Origin of the sequence: Klebsiella sp. 10-1, assembly GCF_009758445.1 — a bacterium.
GTDB classification, from domain to species: domain Bacteria; phylum Pseudomonadota; class Gammaproteobacteria; order Enterobacterales; family Enterobacteriaceae; genus Klebsiella; species Klebsiella scottii.
In genome coordinates this window covers 727534-749499 of record NZ_WQRE01000002.1, presented here as the reverse complement: position 1 = coordinate 749499, position 21966 = coordinate 727534, and the positions used below count along the sequence as shown (strand labels likewise).

Below are 21966 nucleotides of genomic sequence, written 5' to 3'. Positions count from 1 at the left end.
GAACCCATGGAAAATCATGAAATTCAGACCGTGCTGATGAACGCACTCTCCCTCCAGGAAGTCCACGTCTCTGGCGATGGCAGTCACTTTCAGGTTATTGCTGTGGGCGAGCTGTTCGACGGCATGAGCCGGGTGAAGAAGCAGCAGACTATCTACGCCCCGCTGATGGAATATATTGCCGACAACCGCATCCATGCTCTGTCGATCAAGGCGTATACCCCGCAGGAATGGGCCCGCGATCGCAAACTAAATGGCTTTTAAGCTGTAGGGATGCTCCCTGCAGCGTATATGAATTCTTAACAGAGAACAGAATCAATGGATAAATTCCGTGTTCAGGGTCCGACTCGTCTCCAGGGCGAAGTCACCATCTCCGGTGCGAAAAACGCAGCTCTGCCGATCCTCTTTGCCGCACTGCTGGCAGACGAGCCGATTGAAATCCAGAATGTACCGAAGCTGAAAGACATCGATACCACGATGAAACTGCTGAGCCAGCTAGGTGCCAAAGTTGAGCGTAACGGTTCCGTATGGATTGATGCGGGCCCGGTTGACGTCTTCTGTGCTCCGTACGATTTAGTCAAAACCATGCGTGCCTCTATCTGGGCGCTGGGGCCGCTGGTGGCGCGTTTTGGCCAAGGCCAGGTTTCGCTACCGGGCGGCTGTGCGATCGGCGCCCGTCCGGTTGACCTGCATATTACCGGCCTGGAGCAGCTGGGTGCCGAGATCAAGCTGGAAGAGGGCTACGTCAAGGCATCGGTCAATGGACGTCTCAAGGGCGCGCATATCGTTATGGATAAGGTCAGCGTTGGCGCGACCGTCACCATTATGAGCGCCGCGACGCTGGCTGAAGGCACAACCATCATCGAAAACGCCGCGCGTGAGCCGGAAATCGTCGATACGGCCAACTTCCTCGTTGCGCTGGGTGCGAAAATTAAGGGCCAGGGTTCTGACCGTATTACCATTGAAGGCGTAGAGCGTCTGGGCGGCGGCGTATATCGCGTGCTGCCGGACCGTATCGAAACCGGGACCTTCCTGGTCGCTGCGGCAATCTCCGGCGGTAAAATCGTCTGCCGCAATGCGCAGCCTGATACCCTCGACGTCGTACTGGCCAAGCTGCGCGATGCGGGTGCCGATATTGAGACCGGCGAAGACTGGATTAGCCTTGATATGCACGGCAATCGTCCTAAAGCCGTCAACGTACGCACCGCGCCGCACCCGGGATTCCCGACCGACATGCAGGCGCAGTTTACGCTGCTAAACCTGGTGGCGGAAGGCACCGGCGTGATTACCGAAACCATTTTCGAAAACCGCTTTATGCACATTCCGGAGCTGATCCGTATGGGCGCGCACGCGGAAATCGAAAGCAATACGGCGATCTGCCACGGCGTGGCCCAGCTCTCCGGCGCTCAGGTCATGGCAACCGACCTGCGTGCATCGGCAAGCCTGGTGCTGGCGGGTTGTATTGCAGAAGGCACCACGATTGTCGATCGTATTTATCACATCGATCGTGGATACGAGCGTATTGAAGATAAGCTGCAGGCGCTGGGCGCGAATATCGAACGCGTAAAAGGCGAGTAAATCTGTTGTAGCAGCCCTCTGACGTCTGTCCGGGGGCTGTAGTACCCTCTATTACCTCGACTCACTTCTCACTTTTCTTTTGGCGTATCATCTGCGTTCTGTCGATAAACTGATGGGTAATCGGGTCGTGGTAGCGTGACGGCCAAATAGCCCAGGGTGTGGTTTCCAGCGCATTAGCAATAATCAGTTCGCCTTTGGGCCACGGCCGGGTTAGTGCATTGGCCAGGGTAGAGGAGCTCAATCCGTTGCGTCGTGATTCCGCCGCCAGCGACGTTCCTTTTTTGCGTAATCCGGCGATAATATCGGCCGGGTGCCAATCGATGAACTTATCCATAAATTCTCCTGCTGATAAGGTTCCAGATCGCCCCAAGCGGACGACTGAATAACTATACCCCTGGTTTATTAAAGTTCTAACAAGTTCCAGTAAATGGATCGAATATTCAGAATTCATCAAGGTTAAAGGCGGGGTTTAGCGGGGAAGGTTTTTTTTGGAACTTTCCCGCGCCGGGCGCGGGAAGGGCGAAAGGGTCGTTAACGATCGCGCTGCACGGCGATGTGCGCAAGGCCGATGAGCGCTTCGCGCCACGGCGAGTCGGGTAAAACCTGAAGCGCGACAATCGCCTTATCGGCTTCTTCCTCCGCGCGTTTTTGCGTCCATTCCAGCGAACCGCAGGCTGCCATTGCCTCGAGGACTGCCGCCAGCAGGTGACGTCCGTTACCCTGTTCGATTGCGCCTCGAATCATTGCGGACTGCTCTGGGGTGCCATGACGCATCGCATGCAGCAGCGGTAGCGTAGGTTTACCTTCGTTCAGGTCATCGCCCACGTTTTTACCAAGACGTTCGCCGTCGGAGCTATAGTCCAGCAAATCATCGATCAGCTGGAAAGCGGTGCCCAAATAGCGGCCGTAATCCTGTAATGCCCGCTCCTGTTCCTCGGTACAGCCGGCGAGAATCCCGGAACATTGTGCGGCCGCTTCGAACAGTCGGGCTGTTTTGCTGTAAATCACCCGCATGTAGTTTTCTTCCGTGATGTCCGGGTCGTTAACGTTCATCAGCTGCAGGACTTCACCTTCGGCAATCACGTTAACGGCTTTCGACATAACTTCCAGCACCTTCAGCGAACCGAGGCTGGTCATCATCTGGAAAGAGCGGGTATAGATAAAATCACCAACCAGCACGCTGGCTGCATTGCCAAAAGCCGCATTGGCCGTGGCTTTGCCACGACGCATATCCGACTCATCAACAACATCATCATGAAGCAGGGTCGCGGTATGGATAAATTCGATCAGCGCGGCAATGGTGACGTGCGCATTCCCCTGGTAACCGACGGCGCGCGCCGCGAGGACCGCAATCATCGGACGAATACGTTTACCGCCTCCGCTGACGATGTAATAGCCTAACTGATTGATAAGCTGAACATCTGAGTCGAGTTGCTCAAGGATTGTCGCATTGACACCCGCCATATCTTGCGCGGTTAACTCATTGATTTTTTCTAAATTCATCGCAAAAGCCGGGCCACATGTCCTGTAACCGCGAATCCAGGTGGGTTCACAGCAGGATTAAGATAGAATTAAAAGAAGATACGATTGTACTGAAAAAATGGCATAGATAAACGTTAGCGTGAAAGTTGTGTTTTTTTTCTGCGTTGAGCGACGATCGCTCTTGTCAAAGGCTCGCCTTTTGCGTAATATTCGCGCCCTATTGTGAATATTTATAGCGCACTCTAAATCACATTAAGAGGTGCGCGGAAGCGGAGTTTTATATGTACGCGGTTTTCCAAAGTGGTGGTAAACAACACCGAGTAAGCGAAGGTCAGACCATTCGCCTGGAAAAGCTGGACATCGCAACTGGCGAAGCTGTTGAGTTCGCTGAAGTGCTGATGGTCGCAAACGGTGAAGAAATCAAGATCGGCGTTCCTTTCGTTGAGGGCGGCGTAATCAAAGCTGAAGTTGTTGCTCATGGTCGTGGCGAGAAAGTTAAAATCGTTAAGTTTCGTCGTCGTAAACACTACCGTAAGCAGCAGGGCCATCGTCAGTGGTTCACTGATGTGAAAATTACTGGCATCAGCGCCTAAGACCTGAGGAGAGATTTAAATGGCACATAAAAAGGCTGGCGGCTCAACTCGTAACGGTCGCGACTCAGAAGCTAAACGCCTGGGCGTTAAGCGTTTCGGTGGCGAAACCGTTCTGGCGGGTAGCATCATCGTTCGTCAACGTGGCACTAAATTCCACGCTGGTAACAACGTAGGTTGCGGTCGTGACCACACTCTGTTTGCTAAAGCAGACGGTAAAGTGAAATTTGAAGTTAAAGGCCCGAACAACCGTAAATATATCAGCATCGTTGCTGAGTAAGGTTTTCGAGGTCCGGTAACGGATTAAAGCCCCGCAACGTGTTGCGGGGCTTTTTACATTAGAAGTCCGGAAAATTTTCCGCAGGTAAAACGGGCATGAAGCAGCAGGCCGGCATAGGTATTGTTTTGGCGCTCACCACCGCAATGTGCTGGGGTGCGCTGCCCATCGCAATGAAGCAGGTTCTGGAAGTGATGGAACCGCCAACGGTGGTGTTCTATCGCTTTTTAATGGCGAGTATTGGCCTCGGGTTGATCCTGGCGGTTAAAGGTAAGCTGCCGCCGCTGCGTATTTTCCGTAAACCTCGCTGGCTAATTTTACTGGCTATCGCGACGGGCGGCCTGTTCGGTAACTTCATTCTGTTCAGCTCGTCCTTGCAATATTTAAGCCCGACGGCCTCGCAGGTGATTGGTCAGCTGTCCCCGGTTGGCATGATGGTCGCCAGCGTCTTTATCCTCAAGGAGAAGATGCGCGGGACGCAGGTTATCGGCGCGATAATGCTGCTCTGCGGGCTGGTGATGTTCTTCAACACCAGCCTGATCGAGATTTTTACCCGCCTGACGGATTACACCTGGGGTGTGATTTTTGGCGTGGCTGCAGCGACGGTGTGGGTGAGCTATGGCGTCGCGCAAAAGGTGTTATTGCGTCGTCTGGCATCACAGCAAATCCTGTTTTTGCTGTACACTTTATGTACTATCGCATTATTGCCGCTGGCAAAGCCGGGCGTGATATCCCAGCTAAGCGACTGGCAGCTGGCGTGCCTGATCTTTTGTGGTTTGAACACGCTGGTAGGTTATGGCGCACTCGCGGAAGCGATGGCGCGTTGGCAGGCAGCGCAGGTGAGCGCATTAATTACGCTAACTCCGCTGTTTACGCTGTTATTTTCAGATTTATTATCAATGGCCTGGCCCGATTTCTTCGTCAAACCGATGTTAAACCTGTTGGGTTATCTCGGTGCGTTTGTCGTGGTTGCGGGCGCGATGTTTTCCGCCATTGGTCATCGTCTTTGGGGACGCTGGCGTAAAAATGAAGCGGTAGTATATCCAAAATAATTCGGGTTGCAGGAAGGCGGCAAGAGAGCGAATTCCCGGGAACATAGATAGCTATGTCTCTGGAGTGAGCGAGCTCCGCCAACGCGCGTGCAGCTTGAAGTATGAAGGATATTTGTCCCCCGCTCAGGCGAATGATTTACGGAGAGTAAAATGAAGTTTGTTGATGAAGCAACGATCCTGGTCGTAGCAGGTGATGGCGGCAATGGTTGCGTGAGCTTCCGCCGTGAAAAATATATCCCGAGAGGCGGCCCGGACGGCGGTGACGGCGGTGATGGCGGCGACGTTTGGCTGGAAGCGGACGAGAACCTCAACACCCTGATCGACTACCGTTTTGAGAAAGCTTTCCGCGCTGAACGTGGGCAGAACGGGCAAAGCCGTGACTGTACCGGTAAGCGTGGTAAAGACGTATCGGTTAAGGTGCCCGTAGGGACCCGTGTTATCGATCAGGGGACCGGCGAGACCATGGGCGATATGACCAAACACGGTCAGCGTCTGATGGTCGCTAAAGGCGGCTGGCACGGCCTGGGTAACACCCGCTTTAAATCGTCCGTCAACCGTACCCCGCGTCAGAAGACGATGGGTACGCCGGGCGATAAGCGCGACCTGCAGCTTGAGCTGATGCTGCTGGCAGACGTTGGGATGCTGGGGATGCCGAATGCCGGTAAATCCACCTTCATTCGCGCCGTTTCTGCGGCGAAGCCGAAAGTCGCGGATTATCCGTTTACCACGCTGGTACCTAGTCTCGGCGTTGTGCGTATGGATAACGAGAAGAGCTTCGTCGTGGCGGATATCCCTGGGCTGATTGAGGGCGCTGCTGAAGGCGCAGGCCTTGGTATTCGCTTCCTCAAGCACCTTGAGCGCTGCCGCGTGCTGCTGCATCTCATCGATATTGAGCCGATCGACGGTTCCGATCCGGTAGAGAATGCGCGCATTATCATCGGTGAGCTGGAAAAATACAGCGAAGATCTGGCGTCGAAACCACGCTGGCTGGTCTTCAACAAGATCGACCTGATGGATAAAGCGGAAGCCGAAGCGAAGGCGAAAGCCATTGCCGAGGCGCTGGGTTGGGAAGAGAAGTTCTACCTGATTTCTGCGGCGAGCCAGCAGGGCGTGAAAGACCTGTGCTGGGATGTGATGACCTTTATCATCGAAAACCCAATCGTGCATGCGCAGGAAGATAAGCCGGCTGAAAAAGTCGAGTTTATGTGGGATGACTACCATCGCGAGCAGCTCGAAAGCGCTGAGATCGAAGTGGAAGATGACGAAGACTGGGATGACGACTGGGACGAAGACGACGAAGAAGGCGTTGAGTTCATCTACAAGCGTTAATTCTGGTTTGCATCCGTTCCCCGCGACGTAATGCTAAGCGGGAAACATCGCCGGATAGAACGAAAAGGGCCGCATCTGATGCGGCCCTTTTGTATTAGTTGTTTTGGTACAAATCCTTATACAGCCGGCTCTCGAAGCGCACCAGCGGAATTCGACGATTGCGCTGATCGGCTGGCGGTACCGCATAGCCTGACAGGTACTGCACGAAGGCGATTTTCTGCCCGCTGGCGCCGGTGATGAAGCCCGCCAGATTATAGACCCCCTGCAGGGAACCGGTCTTCGCGGAAACTTTACCATCAACGCCCGCCTGATGCAGGCCGGCACGGTACTGCAGCGACCCGTCATGACCGGCGAGCGGAAGCATCGAGATGAAGTTGAGTTCATTATCGTGCTGGGCAATATATTGCAGCACCTGCATCATCGTGGCGGGGGCAATCAGGTTATGGCGCGACAGGCCGGAACCGTCGGCAATAATCGTATTGCCCAAATCGACGCCGGCCTGCTGGCGCAGGATTTGGCGTACCGCATCGGAACCCGCGCGCCAGGTGCCCGGCACGCCGAGACGCGCGTGACCAATGGTGCGGAATACGGTATCGGCAATCATGTTGTCTGATTTTTTCAGCATGATGCGCAGGAGATCGTGCAGCGGAGCCGACTGGGTGGTCGCCAGCACGGTACCGGGATCGTTGGCCAGGGTTTGGCGTAGCAGGGTGCCGCTGTAGGTGATGCCGGCCTGGGTCAGTTCAGACTTAAGAATTACGCCGGCATAGCTGGCGCCGTCCTGAATGGCGAAGGCTAGCGGCAGCGGCTCGCTACGCTGCGGCAGACAGCCGGTCAGGGTGTAGCGGTTAAGATCGCCGGGAACCACGTCGAGCTCGCAGTACTGGGCTTCCGCAGAGCCGCGGGCCAGCGTGCGGACCTGGCTGAACATGGTGACCGGGTAATACGAGGCGACGCGAATAAATGCCAGGTCGCCGGGTTTCTGCGCGCTGTACAGCGAGATCGAGAAACAGTTGCGATCGACGATCGCAGCCGCCGGCGGGGCGCTAAAGCACTGCGTCATATCGTTCCACGGCCAGCCCGGCGCTTTGTCATGGCTGGCGAAGACCGAGGTATCGATCAGGACGTTCCCTTCGATCCGCTGGACGCCGGCCTTTTTGAGCGTGGCCACCATATTGCGAATATCCTGACGCCTGAGCGTAGGATCGCCGCCAAACCGGGCAATCAGGTCACCTTTCAGCACGCCGCCGTCGAGACTGCCTTTGGTTTCCAGGGTGGTGGTGAAACGGAAGTCTGGCCCCAGCTGGAGAAGGGCAGCCAGGGCGGTGATCACCTTCTGAGTACTAGCCGGTAGCGCCATTTGCTGGCTGTGAAAGTCTATCTCCGGCGTCGGGGAGCCAACCTTTTGCGCCATAAAGGCGAGGTTAGCACCCGCAGGAAGCTGGTTGATGTACTCGTCAATGTTCGCCGCCTGAGCGCTAAACGCAATGCCGGCAGTCAATCCGATGATAAATCTGGAAAATCGCATAATCTCGCGCTAACAACCTGAAACCGAGCCGTCATACTACGGTGCAACACCCTGTAAAGTAAACGATGACCCATAGTGAACTTCAGGGTAAAATACGTATCAAATTGAAAATTGCTGCTGACCTGGGGAATGTTTCCCGGGTTGGTTTTCTTTTTGCTCCTGTCCTGCTTTTTGCCTGGCAGGTTGCGGAACGGGGATATCCGTTCCATGAAGGAATGATAAAGAGGTATAACAAATGCAAGCTATTCCGATGACCTTACGTGGCGCTGAAAAACTGCGCGAAGAGCTGGATTTTCTGAAATCCGTTCGTCGCCCTGAAATCATTGCAGCCATCGCCGATGCCCGCGAACATGGCGATCTCAAAGAGAACGCTGAGTACCATGCGGCCCGCGAACAGCAGGGTTTCTGTGAAGGACGTATCAAAGATATTGAGGCCAAGCTGTCCAATGCGCAGGTTATCGATATCACCAAAATGCCGAATAACGGCCGCGTGATTTTTGGTTCGACGGTGAACGTTCTGAACCTTGATACCGACGAAGAACAGATTTATCGCATCGTAGGCGACGACGAAGCTGATTTTAAGCAGAATCTTATCTCCGTGAACTCCCCGATCGCTCGCGGGCTGATCGGTAAAGAGCAGGATGATGTTGTGACAATCCGCACGCCAGGTGGCGAGGTCGAATACGAAATTATCAAGGTTGAGTACCTTTAATTCGCATTTCCCGCTACGCTGTTGATGGATTGTAAAGAAAGGAAAAAGGCCGCATAGCGGCCTTTTATCAACGTCCAGAGCATGGCATTTTGCTCGTCTACCTGCAGAAATCCCTCGTTTTACACAATGTTGTGTCGAGATTCAGGATATTCTTAGCGTGGCAGCGAGATTTTACGCTCTTTAGATGGGCGGTACAGGACCAGCGTTTTACCGATGACCTGTACGTTACAGGCGCCGGTTTCGCGTACGATAGCTTCCACGATCAGGGTTTTAGTCTCGCGGTCTTCCGAGGCAATTTTCACCTTGATGAGCTCATGGTGCTCTAACGCTTGTTCGATCTCGGCCAGTACCCCTTCGGTCAAACCATTATTGCCAAGCATAACTACCGGCTTGAGCGGATGTGCCAGACCTTTCAGGTGCTGTTTTTGTTTAGTACTCAGATTCATCGTATTTTTTTGCTTACGTTGGGATTGAAAACGGTTCATTCTACCGCCATCTCCCATATATCGCCAAACTACAGTGTCGATTTTTACGTCGCAAAGTATGATGAACCCGAAATGGGAATGTTAAATGACAGGTAAAAAGCGTTCTGCCAGTTCCAGCCGCTGGCTTCAGGAACACTTTAGCGATAAATATGTTCTCCAGGCACAGAAAAAGGGGTTACGTTCCCGAGCCTGGTTTAAACTTGATGAAATACAGCAGAGTGACAAGATTTTTAAGCCGGGGATGACGATTGTTGACCTCGGTGCTGCACCCGGAGGCTGGTCGCAATATGCGGTCACGCAGATCGGAAACAGCGGCCGCATCATCGCTTGCGATCTTTTACCGATGGATCCAATCGTTGGTGTGGACTTCCTTCAGGGCGACTTTCGTGATGAATTAGTCCTGAAAGCGTTACTTGAGCGCGTAGGTGACAGTAAAGTACAAGTTGTCATGTCCGATATGGCGCCAAACATGTGCGGAACACCGGCGGTGGATATCCCCCGGGCCATGTATTTGGTGGAACTGGCGCTTGGAATGGCTCGTGATGTATTAGCGCCAGGTGGTAGTTTTGTAGTTAAGGTGTTCCAGGGCGAAGGCTTCGATGAGTATCTAAGAGAAATTCGCTCCCTGTTTACGAAGGTCAAAGTTCGTAAGCCGGACTCTTCCCGTGCTCGTTCGCGTGAAGTGTACATTGTAGCGACCGGGCGAAAACCATAACCGGTAGATTTCAAACGAAAGTTTGAAAGAAACTGGATATAGAGTATCCTGACGCTGTTTTTAACACAGTTGTAATAAGAGGTTAATCCCTTGAGTGACATGGCGAAAAACCTAATACTCTGGCTGGTCATTGCCGTCGTGCTGATGTCAGTATTCCAGAGCTTTGGGCCCAGCGAGTCTAATGGCCGTAAGGTGGATTATTCTACCTTCCTGCAAGAGGTCAATCAGGACCAGGTTCGCGAAGCGCGTATCAACGGACGTGAGATCAACGTTACCAAGAAAGATAGTAACCGTTACACGACTTACATTCCGGTTAACGATCCGAAGCTGCTCGATAACCTGTTGACGAAAAACGTCAAAGTGGTTGGCGAACCGCCGGAAGAGCCGAGCCTGCTGGCTTCCATCTTTATTTCCTGGTTCCCGATGCTGTTGCTGATCGGCGTCTGGATCTTCTTTATGCGGCAAATGCAGGGCGGCGGCGGAAAGGGCGCGATGTCCTTCGGCAAAAGCAAAGCCCGTATGCTGACGGAAGACCAGATCAAAACCACTTTTGCTGATGTCGCGGGCTGCGATGAAGCGAAAGATGAAGTGGCCGAACTGGTGGAGTATCTGCGTGAGCCGAGCCGTTTCCAGAAGCTGGGCGGTAAAATCCCGAAAGGCGTCCTGATGGTCGGCCCTCCGGGTACGGGTAAAACGCTGCTGGCGAAAGCGATCGCCGGTGAAGCGAAAGTGCCGTTCTTTACAATTTCCGGTTCTGACTTCGTAGAAATGTTTGTCGGTGTTGGCGCATCTCGCGTGCGCGACATGTTTGAACAGGCTAAGAAAGCGGCTCCGTGCATTATCTTCATCGATGAAATCGACGCCGTCGGTCGCCAGCGTGGCGCTGGTCTGGGCGGTGGTCACGATGAGCGTGAGCAGACGCTGAACCAGATGCTGGTTGAGATGGATGGTTTCGAAGGTAACGAAGGTATTATCGTTATCGCCGCAACAAACCGTCCGGACGTTCTGGACCCTGCGCTGCTGCGTCCGGGCCGCTTCGACCGTCAGGTTGTCGTTGGTCTGCCGGATGTCCGCGGCCGTGAGCAGATCCTGAAAGTTCATATGCGTCGCGTTCCGCTGTCGCCTGATATCGATGCGGCAATCATCGCGCGTGGTACCCCGGGCTTCTCTGGTGCTGACCTGGCGAACCTGGTGAACGAAGCCGCTCTGTTTGCTGCCCGTGGCAACAAGCGTGTGGTATCGATGGTTGAGTTCGAAAAGGCAAAAGACAAAATCATGATGGGTGCGGAACGTCGCTCCATGGTGATGACGGAAGCGCAGAAAGAGTCGACCGCTTACCACGAAGCAGGCCATGCGATTATCGGTCGCCTGGTGCCGGAACACGATCCGGTGCATAAGGTCACTATTATTCCGCGCGGCCGCGCGCTGGGCGTCACGTTCTTCCTGCCGGAAGGCGATGCAATCAGCGCCAGCCGTCAGAAGCTGGAAAGCCAGATTTCGACCCTGTACGGCGGCCGTCTGGCAGAAGAGATTATCTACGGCGTAGAGCATGTTTCTACCGGCGCGTCGAACGACATCAAAGTCGCGACCAACCTGGCACGTAACATGGTGACTCAGTGGGGCTTCTCCGACAAACTCGGTCCGCTGCTGTATGCGGAAGAAGAGGGTGAAGTATTCCTGGGACGTAGCGTAGCGAAAGCGAAGCATATGTCCGATGAGACCGCGCGTATCATCGACCAGGAAGTGAAATCACTGGTTGAGCGTAACTACAACCGCGCCCGTCAGATCCTCAATGACAATCTGGATATTCTGCATTCGATGAAAGATGCGCTCATGAAATATGAGACCATCGATGCACCGCAGATTGATGACCTGATGGCACGTCGTGACGTTCGTCCGCCGGCTGGTTGGGAAGATCCTGGCACCAACAATTCTGGCAATAACGGCACCCCGAGTGCGCCGCGTCCGGTCGACGAACCGCGTACGCCAAACCCGGGTAACACGATGTCAGAGCAGTTAGGCGACAAATAAGTTAGCCGCTGTTGATGTGGTTGTGCATATCTAAACCCTGGGGCGTCCGCTCTGGGGTTTTTCTTTTTATTAATCTCTCCTGATTCAGGGATCTCGTGATGAAACTTGTAGCCCAGGGCTCAACCCTCGATCTCACCCACCCGCACGTGATGGGTATCCTTAACGTTACGCCAGACTCCTTCTCCGACGGCGGGACGCACAATTCGCTGGTAGACGCGGTGAAGCACGCCAATCTGATGATTAATGCCGGCGCGACTATCATTGATATCGGCGGCGAATCGACGCGTCCGGGAGCTCTGGATGTCAGCGTTGAGGAAGAGCTGGCGCGAGTGATCCCGGTTGTGGAAGCCATTGCTCAGCGTTTTGAGGTGTGGATTTCGGTCGATACGTCGAAGCCTGAAGTGATCCGTGAGGCCGCACGGGTAGGGGCGCATATCATCAACGATATCCGTTCGTTAACGGAGCCAGGCGCGCTGGAGGCGGCGGCAGAGACCGGGCTACCGGTGTGTCTGATGCATATGCAGGGGCAGCCGAAAACCATGCAGGCTGCGCCGAAGTATGAAGACGTCTTCGCCGATGTGACGCGTTTTTTCACGGAGCATATCGTGCGCTGCGAGCGGGCTGGGATCGCAAAAGATAAATTGTTGCTCGACCCAGGATTCGGTTTCGGTAAAAATCTTTCCCATAATTATGAGCTGCTTGCTCGACTCGGTGAGTTCCATCATTTTGGTCTCCCGCTGTTGGTAGGCATGTCGCGTAAGTCGATGGTCGGCCAGTTACTGAACGTTGGGCCGACGGAGCGCCTCAGCGGTAGCCTGGCTTGCGCAGTAATTGCGGCGATGCAGGGCGCGCAGATAGTTCGCGTCCATGACGTCAAAGAAACGGTAGAAGCGCTGCGCGTGGTGGAAGCCACACTGGCCACAAAGGAAAATAAACGTTATGAGTAACCGTAAGTATTTTGGCACCGATGGTATCCGTGGCCGCGTTGGCGATGCGCCAATTACGCCGGAATTTGTGCTTAAACTGGGCTGGGCTGCAGGAAAAGTTCTCGCGCGTCACGGTTCGCGTAAAATCATTATCGGTAAAGATACCCGCATCTCTGGCTATATGCTGGAGTCGGCCCTCGAAGCAGGCCTGGCCGCAGCCGGTCTCTCCGCCTCATTCACTGGCCCAATGCCAACGCCGGCGGTGGCTTATCTGACCCGTGCTTTCCGCGCGGAGGCCGGGATCGTCATTTCAGCGTCGCATAACCCTTTCTACGATAACGGTATCAAGTTCTTTTCTATTGAAGGCACTAAGCTGCCGGATAACGTCGAAGAAGCGATTGAAGCCGAGATGGAGAAAGAGCTGACCTGCGTCGATTCCGCTGAACTAGGCAAAGCCAGCCGGATTGTCGATGCTGCCGGCCGCTACATCGAGTTCTGCAAAGGCACTTTCCCGAATGAGCTGAGCCTGAACGAGCTGAAGGTGGTTGTCGACTGCGCCCACGGCGCGACCTACCACATTGCGCCTAACGTCTTCCGCGAGCTCGGGGCACAGGTTATTGCCATGGGCTGTGAGCCCAACGGCCTTAATATCAACGAAGAGGTCGGAGCCACCGATGTTCGGGCCCTACAGGCTCGGGTGCTGGCGGAAAAGGCCGATTTGGGCATTGCCTACGACGGCGATGGCGACCGCGTCATTATGGTCGACCATGAAGGCAATAAGGTCGATGGCGACCAGATTCTCTACATCATTGCCCGCGAAGGCCTGCGTCAGGGCCAGCTGCGCGGCGGCGCCGTGGGCACGCTAATGAGTAATATGGGACTGGAGCTGGCGCTCAAACAGCTGGGCATCCCGTTTGCTCGCGCAAAAGTGGGCGACCGCTATGTGCTGGAGAAAATGCAGGAGAAAGGCTGGCGTATTGGCGCCGAAAACTCCGGCCACGTTATCCTGCTGGATAAGACGACGACCGGCGACGGCATTGTTGCAAGCCTGCAGGTCGTTGCCGCTATGGTACGTAACCATATGAGCCTGCACGATCTGTGTAGCGGCGTGAAGATGTTCCCGCAGATTCTGGTCAACGTGCGCTTTACCGATAGCAGCAGCAATCCGCTTGAGCATGAGAACGTAAAAGCGGTCACCGCAGAGGTTGAGGCGGCGTTGGGTAAACGCGGCCGGGTGCTGCTACGTAAATCCGGCACCGAGCCGTTGATTCGCGTGATGGTTGAAGGCGAGCACGAAGAGCAGGTGCACGAATTCGCTCACCGCATCGCTGATGCGGTTAAAAACGCATAGCTTGTGGCGCTAAGTGATTAAAAAGGCGGCGCTTGCCGCTTTTTTAATTGCCAATAAACGGTTTTTTGCTGTTTTTTTCTGCAGTTGATACAATGCGTCGAAATTGCCCTTGCGAAGGTCATTCGCTTTGGTTAGTATTCACACCCGCTTCAGTGGGAAACGTTAATGCGTCCCGCTTTATTGGTCGAAGCAATTGGTATGCGGCGAATCCGCAAGGAACAGGTTGATTATGCAAGAAGCTCTTTTAGTTGTTTTCCTTATTGTGGCGATTGGCCTTGTTGGTCTGATCATGCTGCAGCAAGGTAAAGGCGCTGATATGGGAGCCTCGTTCGGAGCAGGCGCTTCCGGCACGTTGTTCGGTTCCAGCGGTTCTGGTAACTTCATGACCCGCATGACCGGTATTCTGGCTGCGTTGTTCTTCATCATTAGTTTGGTGCTGGGCAATATCAACAGCAACAAGACCAGTAAAGGAAGTGAGTGGGATAATCTGAGCGCGCCGAAATCCGAGCAGACTCAGCCAGCAGCGCCGGCGCAGCCGAGCAGCGATATCCCGCACTGATAAGTAGTATCTGTACCGAGGTGGTGGAATTGGTAGACACGCTACCTTGAGGTGGTAGTGCCCTAACGGGCTTGTGGGTTCGAGTCCCATCCTCGGTACCAATATTCCAAAAAAAAGACGCTGAAAAGCGTCTTTTTTTTTGCCTTAAATCGACGGCTGTTTATTTATAAATAACTCTCCGCTGGCCTTGATCCCATCCAGGTCGCTAAAGTCGCGCTCATCTATTTATAAGAGGTGGGTAACGCCATGCAGCATTGCAGGCTGTTAACCGTTGCCGGGTTAATGAAGAGATCGATAAGGTACTGAAGGCCGTCCGTTTGGTAGCGTAAGGTTCAAGCGTCGCCAGCAGGCGATCAATCTCCCGCGGTGGTCTGACATAGGCAATGATTATTAGATACTGCGGCCGGTAAAATTATGGGCCCCAGGTTTTATGGCGCAATTCTGGGGAAAGAAAAAAGCCGACGGATTAGCGTCGGCTGAAAGAGGAGATGAAGTTAGATTATTTGTCTCTATTTTCCAGATTCTCAACCTGCGGAAGACCGGTAGTTGAAGAGGCGCTGAGCAGGCCGGATTGCGCGTAACCGAACAGCTTATCGCGGGTATCGGTAATATCCAGATTGCGCATGGTCAGCTGGCCAATACGGTCCTCTGCGGAGAACATGGAGTCGCCTTTTTCCATCGTCAGACGTTCTGCTTTATAGGTCAGGTTGTCGGAGACGGTGTTCAGAATGGAGTAATCATTACCGCGACGCAGCTCCAGCGTGACCTCACCGGTAATCGCGCTCGCCACCCAACGTTGCAGCGCGTCACGCAGCATCAGCGCCTGAGAATCAAACCAGCGTCCCTGGTACAGCAGACGACCCAGCTGACGACCGTGGGCATGGTACTGCTCAATGGTATCTTCGTTATGGATACCGGTCAGCAGACGCTCATAGGCAATATGCAGCAGCGCCATCCCAGGTGCTTCATAGATGCCGCGGCTTTTTGCTTCGATAATGCGGTTTTCAATCTGGTCACTCATGCCCAGCCCGTGACGACCGCCGATGCGGTTTGCTTCCAGCATCAGTTCCACATCATCGCTGAAGGTTTGGCCGTTGAGCGCGACCGGATGACCCTGCTCAAAGCGAATGGTCACTTCTTCCGCCGGGATCTTAACGCTCTCATCCCAGAACTTAACCCCCATGATCGGGTTGACGATTTTGACGCTGGAGTTAAGGAATTCCAGGTCCTTCGCTTCGTGGGTTGCGCCCAGCATGTTGGAGTCAGTAGAGTAGGCTTTCTCGACGGACATTTTGTAGTCAAAGCCGCAGGCAATCATAAACTCGGACATTTCCTGACGTCCGCCGAGCTCATCGATAAAGTCACTATCCAGCCACGGTTTGTAAATTTTCAGCTCAGCGTTGGTCAGCAGGCCGTAACGATAGAAGCGCTCGATATCGTTGCCTTTATAAGTGCTGCCGTCACCCCAGATGTTAACGCCATCTTCTTTCATCGCGGCAACCAGCATGGTGCCGGTAACGGCACGACCGAGCGGGGTGGTGTTAAAATAGGTCAGACCGCCGGTGGTGTTATGGAATGCGCCGCACTGGATCGCGGCAATGCCTTCAGCAACCAGCTGTTTGCGGCAGTCGATCAGACGAGCGCCCTCGGCACCGTACTCTTTGGCGCGGCGAGGAATAGCATCGTAATCCTCTTCGTCCGGCTGGCCCAGGTTAGCGGTATAGGCGTACGGCACCGCGCCTTTTTTACGCATCCACAGCAGGGCGGCGCTGGTATCCAGTCCACCAGAGAAAGCGATACCAATACGTTGACCAATCGGGAGATGCTTAAGAATCGTCGTCATAAAATAAAACCCTGCTAGATAGACTGTTGTGAGTTCGGTTTACCAGGTCCAGAACCTGTCCCATTTGACTATTCCGTTTGCCATTGAGGTTCAGGGTCATGCTTAAAAACCTTTATGTATAACCATACACGCCGGTCTTCTCGCGCTCTCCATGCCAAGGTGGCGTAAAAATTACGTCAAATGGGATATGTCCCTATTGCATGTTTATGCATTAATTATGAGTTTTCATTTAATCATCTTTTATGGATGACAGGAAGTGATTCATTACTTTTTTGCTAAAAAAGGGCGAAATGCCAGCACAAACGGGAAGCGGGCAATGTGAAATACATGTTGACAAAATATAGGGTTTATCAATACACTTTACCACGATTTTATGTCCCGTCCTCGGTACCAAATCCCAGCAGTATTTGCGTCTTTTGCTCAATAAGAGTAAAATATGCCACGTTTCAGGCGCGGGGTGGAGCAGCCTGGTAGCTCGTCGGGCTCATAACCCGAAGGTCGTCGGTTCAAATCCGGCCCCCGCAACCACTTTCCCTTTGAGTACTTTTTCAAATATACTGTGAGGACCTGGTCCTTCGTAGCCGAATTTGAAAGAATTCTCCTGGAAGTGTTCCAGATCGCAGTTGCGATCGCAGGGTTCAGTTATCTAAAACCCCGATTTATCGGGGTTTTTTGTTATCTGACTTCAGAATAACTGGGCTATACGCCCTTTTTTTATGTCTTGGGGGTGGGTTTGTCCACATTAGAGCAAAAATTAACAGAGATGCTCACTGCGCCGGTTGAAGCGCTTGGCTTTGAGCTGGTCGGCATCGAATTCGTTCGTGGTCGCACTTCCACACTGCGCATCTATATTGATAGTGATAATGGCATCAATGTTGATGATTGTGCTGATGTTAGCCACCAGGTCAGTGCTGTCATGGACGTCGAAGATCCGATCACCGTTGCTTATAACCTGGAAGTGTCTTCACCTGGTCTCGATCGCCCGATGTTTACCGCCGAACACTATGCGCGTTTTTCCGGTGAGGAAGTTTCGCTGGTACTGCGTATGGCGGTTCAAAATCGCCGCAAATGGCAGGGCATTATCAAAGCGGTAGATGGTGAAATGATCACGGTAACCGTCGAAGGCAAAGATGAAGTGTTCGCGCTGAGTAACATCCAGAAGGCGAACCTGGTTCCCCACTTTTAACAGTCTGGATTGAGGTGAAAGGCCCCGATGAACAAAGAAATTTTGGCTGTTGTTGAAGCCGTTTCCAACGAAAAGGCGCTGCCGCGCGAGAAGATTTTCGAAGCGCTGGAAAGCGCTCTGGCAACGGCTACAAAGAAAAAATACGAACAAGAGATCGACGTGCGTGTGAGCATCGATCGTCGTAGCGGTGATTTTGATACCTTCCGTCGCTGGTTGGTCGTTGAAGAAGTTACCCAGCCGACTCGCGAAATTACGCTTGAAGCGGCGCGTTACGAAGACGAAAGCATGAATCCTGGTGACTTTGTCGAAGACCAGATTGAATCCGTCACCTTCGACCGCATCACCACGCAAACGGCAAAACAGGTTATCGTACAGAAAGTACGTGAAGCCGAACGTGCAATGGTTGTCGATCAGTTCCGCGAGCACGAAGGTGAAATCATCACCGGCGTGGTGAAAAAAGTGAACCGCGATAACATCACTCTGGATCTGGGCAGCAATGCTGAAGCCGTGATCCTGCGTGAAGATATGCTGCCGCGTGAAAACTTCCGTCCAGGCGACCGTATTCGCGGCGTTCTGTACGCGGTACGTCCGGAAGCGCGCGGCGCTCAGCTGTTCGTTACCCGTTCTAAGCCGGAAATGCTGATCGAACTGTTCCGCATTGAGGTGCCGGAAATCGGTGAAGAAGTCCTCGAGATTAAAGCCGCCGCTCGCGATCCGGGTTCCCGTGCGAAAATCGCGGTGAAAACCAACGATAAGCGTATCGATCCGGTTGGCGCCTGCGTCGGCATGCGCGGTGCGCGCGTTCAGGCGGTTTCTACCGAACTGGGCGGCGAGCGTATCGATATCGTCCTGTGGGATGATAACCCGGCGCAGTTCGTGATTAACGCGATGGCTCCGGCTGACGTGGCGTCTATCGTGGTGGATGAAGACAAACACACCATGGATATCGCCGTTGAAGCGGGCAATCTGGCGCAGGCGATCGGCCGTAACGGTCAGAACGTGCGTCTGGCATCGCAGCTGAGCGGCTGGGAACTCAACGTGATGACCGTTGATGACCTGCAGGCTAAGCATCAGGCTGAAGCCCATGCGGCGATTGATACTTTCACCAAGTATCTCGATATTGATGAAGATTTCGCTACGATGTTGGTTGAAGAAGGTTTCGCCACTCTGGAAGAACTGGCCTATGTGCCGGTGAAAGAACTGCTGGAAATCGACGGTCTGGATGAAGCCACCGTTGAAGCACTTCGTGAGCGTGCGAAAAATGCGCTGACCACGTTGGCGCTGGCTCAGGAAGAAAGCCTGGGAGAGACTAAACCTGCCGATGATTTACTGAATCTGGAAGGTCTGGAACGTCTGATGGCTTTCAAACTGGCTGCCCGTGGCGTTTGTACGCTGGAAGATCTCGCCGAGCAGGGCATTGATGATCTGGCTGATATCGAAGGGTTGACCGACGAAAAAGCCGGAGAGCTCATCATGGCCGCCCGTAATATTTGTTGGTTCGGCGACGAAGCGTAATAAACTGTAGCAGGAAGGAACAGCATGACAGATGTGACCATTAAAGCGCTGGCCTCAGAGATTCAGACCTCTGTGGATCGCCTGATACAGCAATTTGCTGATGCAGGGATCCGCAAATCGGTCGATGACTCTGTGACCGCGCAAGAGAAGCAAACCTTGTTGACGCACCTGAACCGTGAACACGGCTCGGCGCCCGACAAGCTGACGCTGCAGCGCAAAACGCGCAGCACGTTAAATATTCCAGGTACCGGTGGAAAGAGCAAATCGGTACAAATCGAAGTCCGCAAGAAACGCACCTTTGTGAAACGCGATCCGCAAGAGGCAGAACGCCTTGCCGCGGAAGAGCAGGCGCAGCGTGAAGCGGAAGAGCAGGCCCATCGTGAAGCTGAAGAAACGGCTAAGCGAGAGGCGCAATTAAAAGCTGAACGTGAGGCCGCAGAACAAGCTAAACGTGAAGTCGCTGATAAAGCGAAACGTGAAGCTGCGGAAAAAGACAAAGTGAGCAATCAACAAACCGACGACATGACTAAAACCGCCCAGGCTGAAAAGAGCCGCCGTGAAAACGAAGCTGCAGAGCTGAAGCGTAAATCGGAAGAAGAAGCACGTCGCAAGCTTGAAGAAGAAGCGCGCCGCGTGGCGGACGATGCACGCCGTATGGCTGCCGAAAATGAAAAGAACTGGACCGAAACGCCAGAAACGCCTCCTGAAGAAACCTCTGACTATCACGTGACCACGTCTCAGCATGCCCGTCAGGCAGAAGACGACAACGACCGTGAAGTTGAAGGCGGTCGCGGCCGTGGCCGTAACGCCAAAGCAGCACGCCCTCAGAAGAAAGGCAACAAGCACGCTGAATCCAAAGCCGATCGCGAAGAAGCCCGTGCGGCCGTACGCGGTGGTAAAGGCGGCAAGCGTAAAGGTTCTTCCCTGCAGCAGGGCTTCCAGAAGCCGGCTCAGGCCGTGAACCGTGACGTCATCATTGGCGAAACCATCACCGTTGGCGATCTGGCTAACAAGATGGCGGTCAAAGGCTCTCAGGTCATCAAAGCGATGATGAAGCTGGGCGCAATGGCGACCATCAACCAGGTCATCGACCAGGAAACCGCACAGCTGGTTGCCGAAGAGATGGGCCACAAGGTTATCCTGCGTCGTGAGAACGAGCTGGAAGAAGCGGTAATGAGCGACCGTGATACCGGCGCCGCGGCAGAAGCCCGTGCACCGGTTGTGACCATCATGGGTCACGTTGACCACGGTAAAACCTCTCTGCTCGACTATATCCGTTCAACGAAAGTTGCCTCCGGCGAAGCGGGTGGTATTACCCAGCACATCGGTGCGTACCACGTTGAAACTGAAAACGGCATGATCACCTTCCTGGATACCCCGGGCCACGCCGCGTTTACCTCGATGCGTGCTCGTGGTGCTCAGGCAACGGATATCGTTGTTCTGGTTGTTGCCGCGGACGATGGCGTGATGCCGCAGACTATCGAAGCTATCCAGCATGCGAAAGCAGCGCAGGTGCCGGTAGTTGTTGCGGTCAACAAAATCGACAAACCAGAAGCTGATATGGACCGTGTTAAAACCGAACTGTCTCAGTACGGCGTTATGCCGGAAGAGTGGGGCGGCGAGTCTCAGTTCATCCCTGTTTCTGCGAAAGCCGGTACCGGTATTGACGATCTGCTGAACGCCATTCTGCTGCAGGCTGAAGTTCTGGAGCTGAAAGCCGTTCGCAACGGTATGGCAAGCGGCGCGGTCATCGAATCCTTCCTGGATAAAGGTCGTGGTCCGGTAGCTACCGTTCTGGTACGTGAAGGTACTCTGAACAAGGGCGATATCGTTCTGTGTGGCTTCGAATACGGCCGCGTTCGTGCAATGCGTAACGAACTGGGTCAGGAAGTGCTGGAAGCGGGTCCGTCCATTCCGGTTGAAATCCTCGGCCTGTCCGGCGTTCCGGCTGCGGGCGACGAAGTGACCGTTGTTCGTGACGAGAAAAAAGCGCGTGAAGTTGCGCTGTATCGTCAGGGCAAATTCCGCGAAGTCAAACTGGCGCGTCAGCAGAAGTCTAAGCTTGAGAACATGTTCGCTAACATGACCGAAGGCGAAGTTCACGAAGTGAACGTGGTACTGAAAGCGGACGTTCAGGGCTCTGTAGAAGCTATCTCTGACTCTTTACTGAAACTGTCCACCGACGAAGTTAAAGTGAAGATCATTGGTTCTGGCGTAGGTGGTATCACTGAAACCGACGCGACCTTGGCTGCGGCATCCAACGCTATCCTGGTTGGCTTCAACGTGCGTGCTGATGCATCTGCTCGCAAAGTGATTGAATCTGAAAGCCTGGATCTGCGCTACTACTCCGTCATCTATAACCTGATCGACGAAGTTAAAGCAGCAATGAGCGGCATGCTGTCTCCGGAACTGAAACAGCAGATCATTGGTCTGGCTGAAGTGCGTGATGTGTTCAAATCGCCGAAATTTGGCGCCATCGCGGGCTGTATGGTTACCGAAGGCACGATTAAGCGTCACAACCCAATCCGCGTACTGCGTGACAACGTGGTTATCTATGAAGGCGAGCTGGAATCCCTGCGCCGCTTCAAAGATGACGTTAACGAAGTCCGTAACGGTATGGAATGTGGTATCGGCGTTAAGAACTACAACGACGTTCGCGTTGGCGATATGATCGAAGTGTTCGAAATCATCGAAATCCAACGTACCATCGCGTAATCTTGGTCGACTATTGGGCCGCAGCGCCTTGTGCTGCAGCTCAAAATTGACGGAAGATCGCCGAGGGTAAGCCGGGTCAGCGAAGCGCCACCCGG

At 53.8% G+C, this 21966-nt stretch carries 20 protein-coding genes and 2 tRNA genes; 17 read left to right on the top strand and 5 right to left on the bottom strand.

Annotation, left to right across the window (positions count from 1 at the left end):
* The first annotated feature begins 6 nt into the window (after nt 1-6).
* Both ibaG and murA read left to right on the top strand, forming a co-directional pair.
* Nucleotides 7-261 carry a BolA family iron metabolism protein IbaG gene (gene ibaG / locus GO007_RS11670; RefSeq protein ID WP_041147411.1) on the top strand — a complete coding sequence of 85 codons (255 nt, stop codon included), beginning with the start codon at nt 7-9 and terminating at the stop codon, nt 259-261.
* 54 nt (nt 262-315) lie between these two features.
* Entirely contained in the window at nt 316-1575 is a 1260-nt protein-coding gene (murA, locus tag GO007_RS11665) for a UDP-N-acetylglucosamine 1-carboxyvinyltransferase (protein ID WP_095099915.1), read from the top strand.
* A 61-nt stretch (nt 1576-1636) separates the two neighbouring features.
* Here the strand turns inward: murA and sfsB are convergent, their stop codons facing one another.
* Nucleotides 1637-1909 carry a DNA-binding transcriptional regulator SfsB gene (gene sfsB / locus GO007_RS11660; protein ID WP_095099912.1) on the bottom strand — a complete coding sequence of 91 codons (273 nt, stop codon included), beginning with the start codon at nt 1907-1909 and terminating at the stop codon, nt 1637-1639.
* Between the two features lie 197 nt (nt 1910-2106).
* Nucleotides 2107-3078, bottom strand: coding sequence for an octaprenyl diphosphate synthase (ispB, locus tag GO007_RS11655; RefSeq protein WP_041147408.1), 972 nt, complete (start codon nt 3076-3078; stop codon nt 2107-2109).
* Nucleotides 3079-3338: 260 nt separating this feature from the next.
* On the opposite strand from ispB, the gene rplU reads away from it, so the two are divergent.
* From rplU to cgtA, 4 genes are all read left to right on the top strand, one after another.
* Nucleotides 3339-3650 (top strand): 50S ribosomal protein L21, encoded by a 312-nt coding sequence (gene rplU / locus GO007_RS11650; RefSeq protein WP_041147407.1) that lies wholly within the window; start codon nt 3339-3341, stop codon nt 3648-3650.
* A gap of 19 nt (nt 3651-3669) precedes the next feature.
* Entirely contained in the window at nt 3670-3927 is a 258-nt protein-coding gene (gene rpmA / locus GO007_RS11645) for a 50S ribosomal protein L27 (protein ID WP_007673187.1), read from the top strand.
* A 95-nt stretch (nt 3928-4022) separates the two neighbouring features.
* Nucleotides 4023-4976: a DMT family transporter gene (locus GO007_RS11640; RefSeq protein ID WP_095099909.1), complete on the top strand. Its 954-nt coding sequence runs from the start codon at nt 4023-4025 to the stop codon at nt 4974-4976.
* Nucleotides 4977-5126: 150 nt separating this feature from the next.
* On the top strand, nt 5127-6305 hold the full coding sequence (gene cgtA, locus GO007_RS11635) for an Obg family GTPase CgtA (protein WP_095099906.1): 1179 nt from the start codon (nt 5127-5129) through the stop codon (nt 6303-6305).
* A 94-nt stretch (nt 6306-6399) separates the two neighbouring features.
* On the opposite strand, the gene dacB is transcribed toward cgtA, so the two are convergent.
* On the bottom strand, nt 6400-7833 hold the full coding sequence (gene dacB / locus GO007_RS11630) for a serine-type D-Ala-D-Ala carboxypeptidase (RefSeq protein WP_095099903.1): 1434 nt from the start codon (nt 7831-7833) through the stop codon (nt 6400-6402).
* A 235-nt stretch (nt 7834-8068) separates the two neighbouring features.
* On the opposite strand from dacB, the gene greA reads away from it, so the two are divergent.
* Nucleotides 8069-8545 carry a transcription elongation factor GreA gene (gene greA / locus GO007_RS11625; RefSeq protein WP_095099900.1) on the top strand — a complete coding sequence of 159 codons (477 nt, stop codon included), beginning with the start codon at nt 8069-8071 and terminating at the stop codon, nt 8543-8545.
* A gap of 152 nt (nt 8546-8697) precedes the next feature.
* Here greA and yhbY read toward each other — a convergent pair whose 3' ends face one another.
* Nucleotides 8698-8991: a ribosome assembly RNA-binding protein YhbY gene (gene yhbY, locus GO007_RS11620; protein WP_095099897.1), complete on the bottom strand. Its 294-nt coding sequence runs from the start codon at nt 8989-8991 to the stop codon at nt 8698-8700.
* A gap of 124 nt (nt 8992-9115) precedes the next feature.
* Between yhbY and rlmE the strand changes: the two genes are divergently transcribed.
* The 6 genes from rlmE (at nt 9116) to GO007_RS11590 (ending at nt 14713) form a co-directional block, all read left to right on the top strand.
* Nucleotides 9116-9745 (top strand): 23S rRNA (uridine(2552)-2'-O)-methyltransferase RlmE, encoded by a 630-nt coding sequence (gene rlmE / locus GO007_RS11615; protein ID WP_095099894.1) that lies wholly within the window; start codon nt 9116-9118, stop codon nt 9743-9745.
* A gap of 99 nt (nt 9746-9844) precedes the next feature.
* Nucleotides 9845-11776, top strand: coding sequence for an ATP-dependent zinc metalloprotease FtsH (ftsH, locus tag GO007_RS11610; protein WP_041147400.1), 1932 nt, complete (start codon nt 9845-9847; stop codon nt 11774-11776).
* A gap of 98 nt (nt 11777-11874) precedes the next feature.
* Nucleotides 11875-12723 (top strand): dihydropteroate synthase, encoded by an 849-nt coding sequence (gene folP, locus GO007_RS11605; RefSeq protein WP_095099891.1) that lies wholly within the window; start codon nt 11875-11877, stop codon nt 12721-12723.
* Nucleotides 12716-14053, top strand: coding sequence for a phosphoglucosamine mutase (gene glmM, locus GO007_RS11600; protein WP_095099889.1), 1338 nt, complete (start codon nt 12716-12718; stop codon nt 14051-14053). The genes folP and glmM overlap by 8 nt, the downstream gene beginning before the upstream one ends.
* Nucleotides 14054-14282: 229 nt before the next feature.
* A complete protein-coding gene (secG, locus tag GO007_RS11595) occupies nt 14283-14612 on the top strand; it encodes a preprotein translocase subunit SecG (protein WP_041147397.1) in 330 nt (109 codons plus the stop codon).
* Nucleotides 14613-14626: 14 nt separating this feature from the next.
* A tRNA-Leu gene (locus GO007_RS11590) sits at nt 14627-14713 on the top strand.
* Nucleotides 14714-15111: 398 nt separating this feature from the next.
* On the opposite strand, the gene argG is transcribed toward GO007_RS11590, so the two are convergent.
* Entirely contained in the window at nt 15112-16455 is a 1344-nt protein-coding gene (argG, locus tag GO007_RS11585) for an argininosuccinate synthase (RefSeq protein ID WP_095099886.1), read from the bottom strand.
* A gap of 451 nt (nt 16456-16906) precedes the next feature.
* Here argG and GO007_RS11580 point away from each other — a divergent pair.
* The 4 genes from GO007_RS11580 (at nt 16907) to infB (ending at nt 21871) form a co-directional block, all read left to right on the top strand.
* Nucleotides 16907-16983, top strand: a tRNA-Met gene (locus GO007_RS11580).
* A gap of 205 nt (nt 16984-17188) precedes the next feature.
* On the top strand, nt 17189-17641 hold the full coding sequence (rimP, locus tag GO007_RS11575; protein WP_143350162.1) for a ribosome maturation factor RimP: 453 nt from the start codon (nt 17189-17191) through the stop codon (nt 17639-17641).
* A 27-nt stretch (nt 17642-17668) separates the two neighbouring features.
* Nucleotides 17669-19156, top strand: a complete 1488-nt coding sequence (gene nusA / locus GO007_RS11570) for a transcription termination factor NusA (protein WP_095099880.1) — start codon at nt 17669-17671, stop codon at nt 19154-19156.
* A 24-nt stretch (nt 19157-19180) separates the two neighbouring features.
* Nucleotides 19181-21871: a translation initiation factor IF-2 gene (gene infB / locus GO007_RS11565; RefSeq protein WP_095099877.1), complete on the top strand. Its 2691-nt coding sequence runs from the start codon at nt 19181-19183 to the stop codon at nt 21869-21871.
* Nucleotides 21872-21966 lie beyond the last annotated feature (95 nt).

Bases quoted from the DNA above. Each gene is read 5' to 3' on its own strand.
- ibaG (WP_041147411.1), top strand. From the start codon at position 7: ATGGAAAATCATGAAATTCAGACCGTGCTGATGAACGCACTCTCCCTC.
- murA (WP_095099915.1), top strand. From the start codon at position 316: ATGGATAAATTCCGTGTTCAGGGTCCGACTCGTCTCCAGGGCGAAGTC.
- sfsB (WP_095099912.1), bottom strand. From the start codon at position 1,909: ATGGATAAGTTCATCGATTGGCACCCGGCCGATATTATCGCCGGATTA.
- ispB (WP_041147408.1), bottom strand. From the start codon at position 3,078: ATGAATTTAGAAAAAATCAATGAGTTAACCGCGCAAGATATGGCGGGT.
- rplU (WP_041147407.1), top strand. From the start codon at position 3,339: ATGTACGCGGTTTTCCAAAGTGGTGGTAAACAACACCGAGTAAGCGAA.
- rpmA (WP_007673187.1), top strand. From the start codon at position 3,670: ATGGCACATAAAAAGGCTGGCGGCTCAACTCGTAACGGTCGCGACTCA.
- GO007_RS11640 (WP_095099909.1), top strand. From the start codon at position 4,023: ATGAAGCAGCAGGCCGGCATAGGTATTGTTTTGGCGCTCACCACCGCA.
- cgtA (WP_095099906.1), top strand. From the start codon at position 5,127: ATGAAGTTTGTTGATGAAGCAACGATCCTGGTCGTAGCAGGTGATGGC.
- dacB (WP_095099903.1), bottom strand. From the start codon at position 7,833: ATGCGATTTTCCAGATTTATCATCGGATTGACTGCCGGCATTGCGTTT.
- greA (WP_095099900.1), top strand. From the start codon at position 8,069: ATGCAAGCTATTCCGATGACCTTACGTGGCGCTGAAAAACTGCGCGAA.
- yhbY (WP_095099897.1), bottom strand. From the start codon at position 8,991: ATGAATCTGAGTACTAAACAAAAACAGCACCTGAAAGGTCTGGCACAT.
- rlmE (WP_095099894.1), top strand. From the start codon at position 9,116: ATGACAGGTAAAAAGCGTTCTGCCAGTTCCAGCCGCTGGCTTCAGGAA.
- ftsH (WP_041147400.1), top strand. From the start codon at position 9,845: ATGGCGAAAAACCTAATACTCTGGCTGGTCATTGCCGTCGTGCTGATG.
- folP (WP_095099891.1), top strand. From the start codon at position 11,875: ATGAAACTTGTAGCCCAGGGCTCAACCCTCGATCTCACCCACCCGCAC.
- glmM (WP_095099889.1), top strand. From the start codon at position 12,716: ATGAGTAACCGTAAGTATTTTGGCACCGATGGTATCCGTGGCCGCGTT.
- secG (WP_041147397.1), top strand. From the start codon at position 14,283: ATGCAAGAAGCTCTTTTAGTTGTTTTCCTTATTGTGGCGATTGGCCTT.
- argG (WP_095099886.1), bottom strand. From the start codon at position 16,455: ATGACGACGATTCTTAAGCATCTCCCGATTGGTCAACGTATTGGTATC.
- nusA (WP_095099880.1), top strand. From the start codon at position 17,669: ATGAACAAAGAAATTTTGGCTGTTGTTGAAGCCGTTTCCAACGAAAAG.
- infB (WP_095099877.1), top strand. From the start codon at position 19,181: ATGACAGATGTGACCATTAAAGCGCTGGCCTCAGAGATTCAGACCTCT.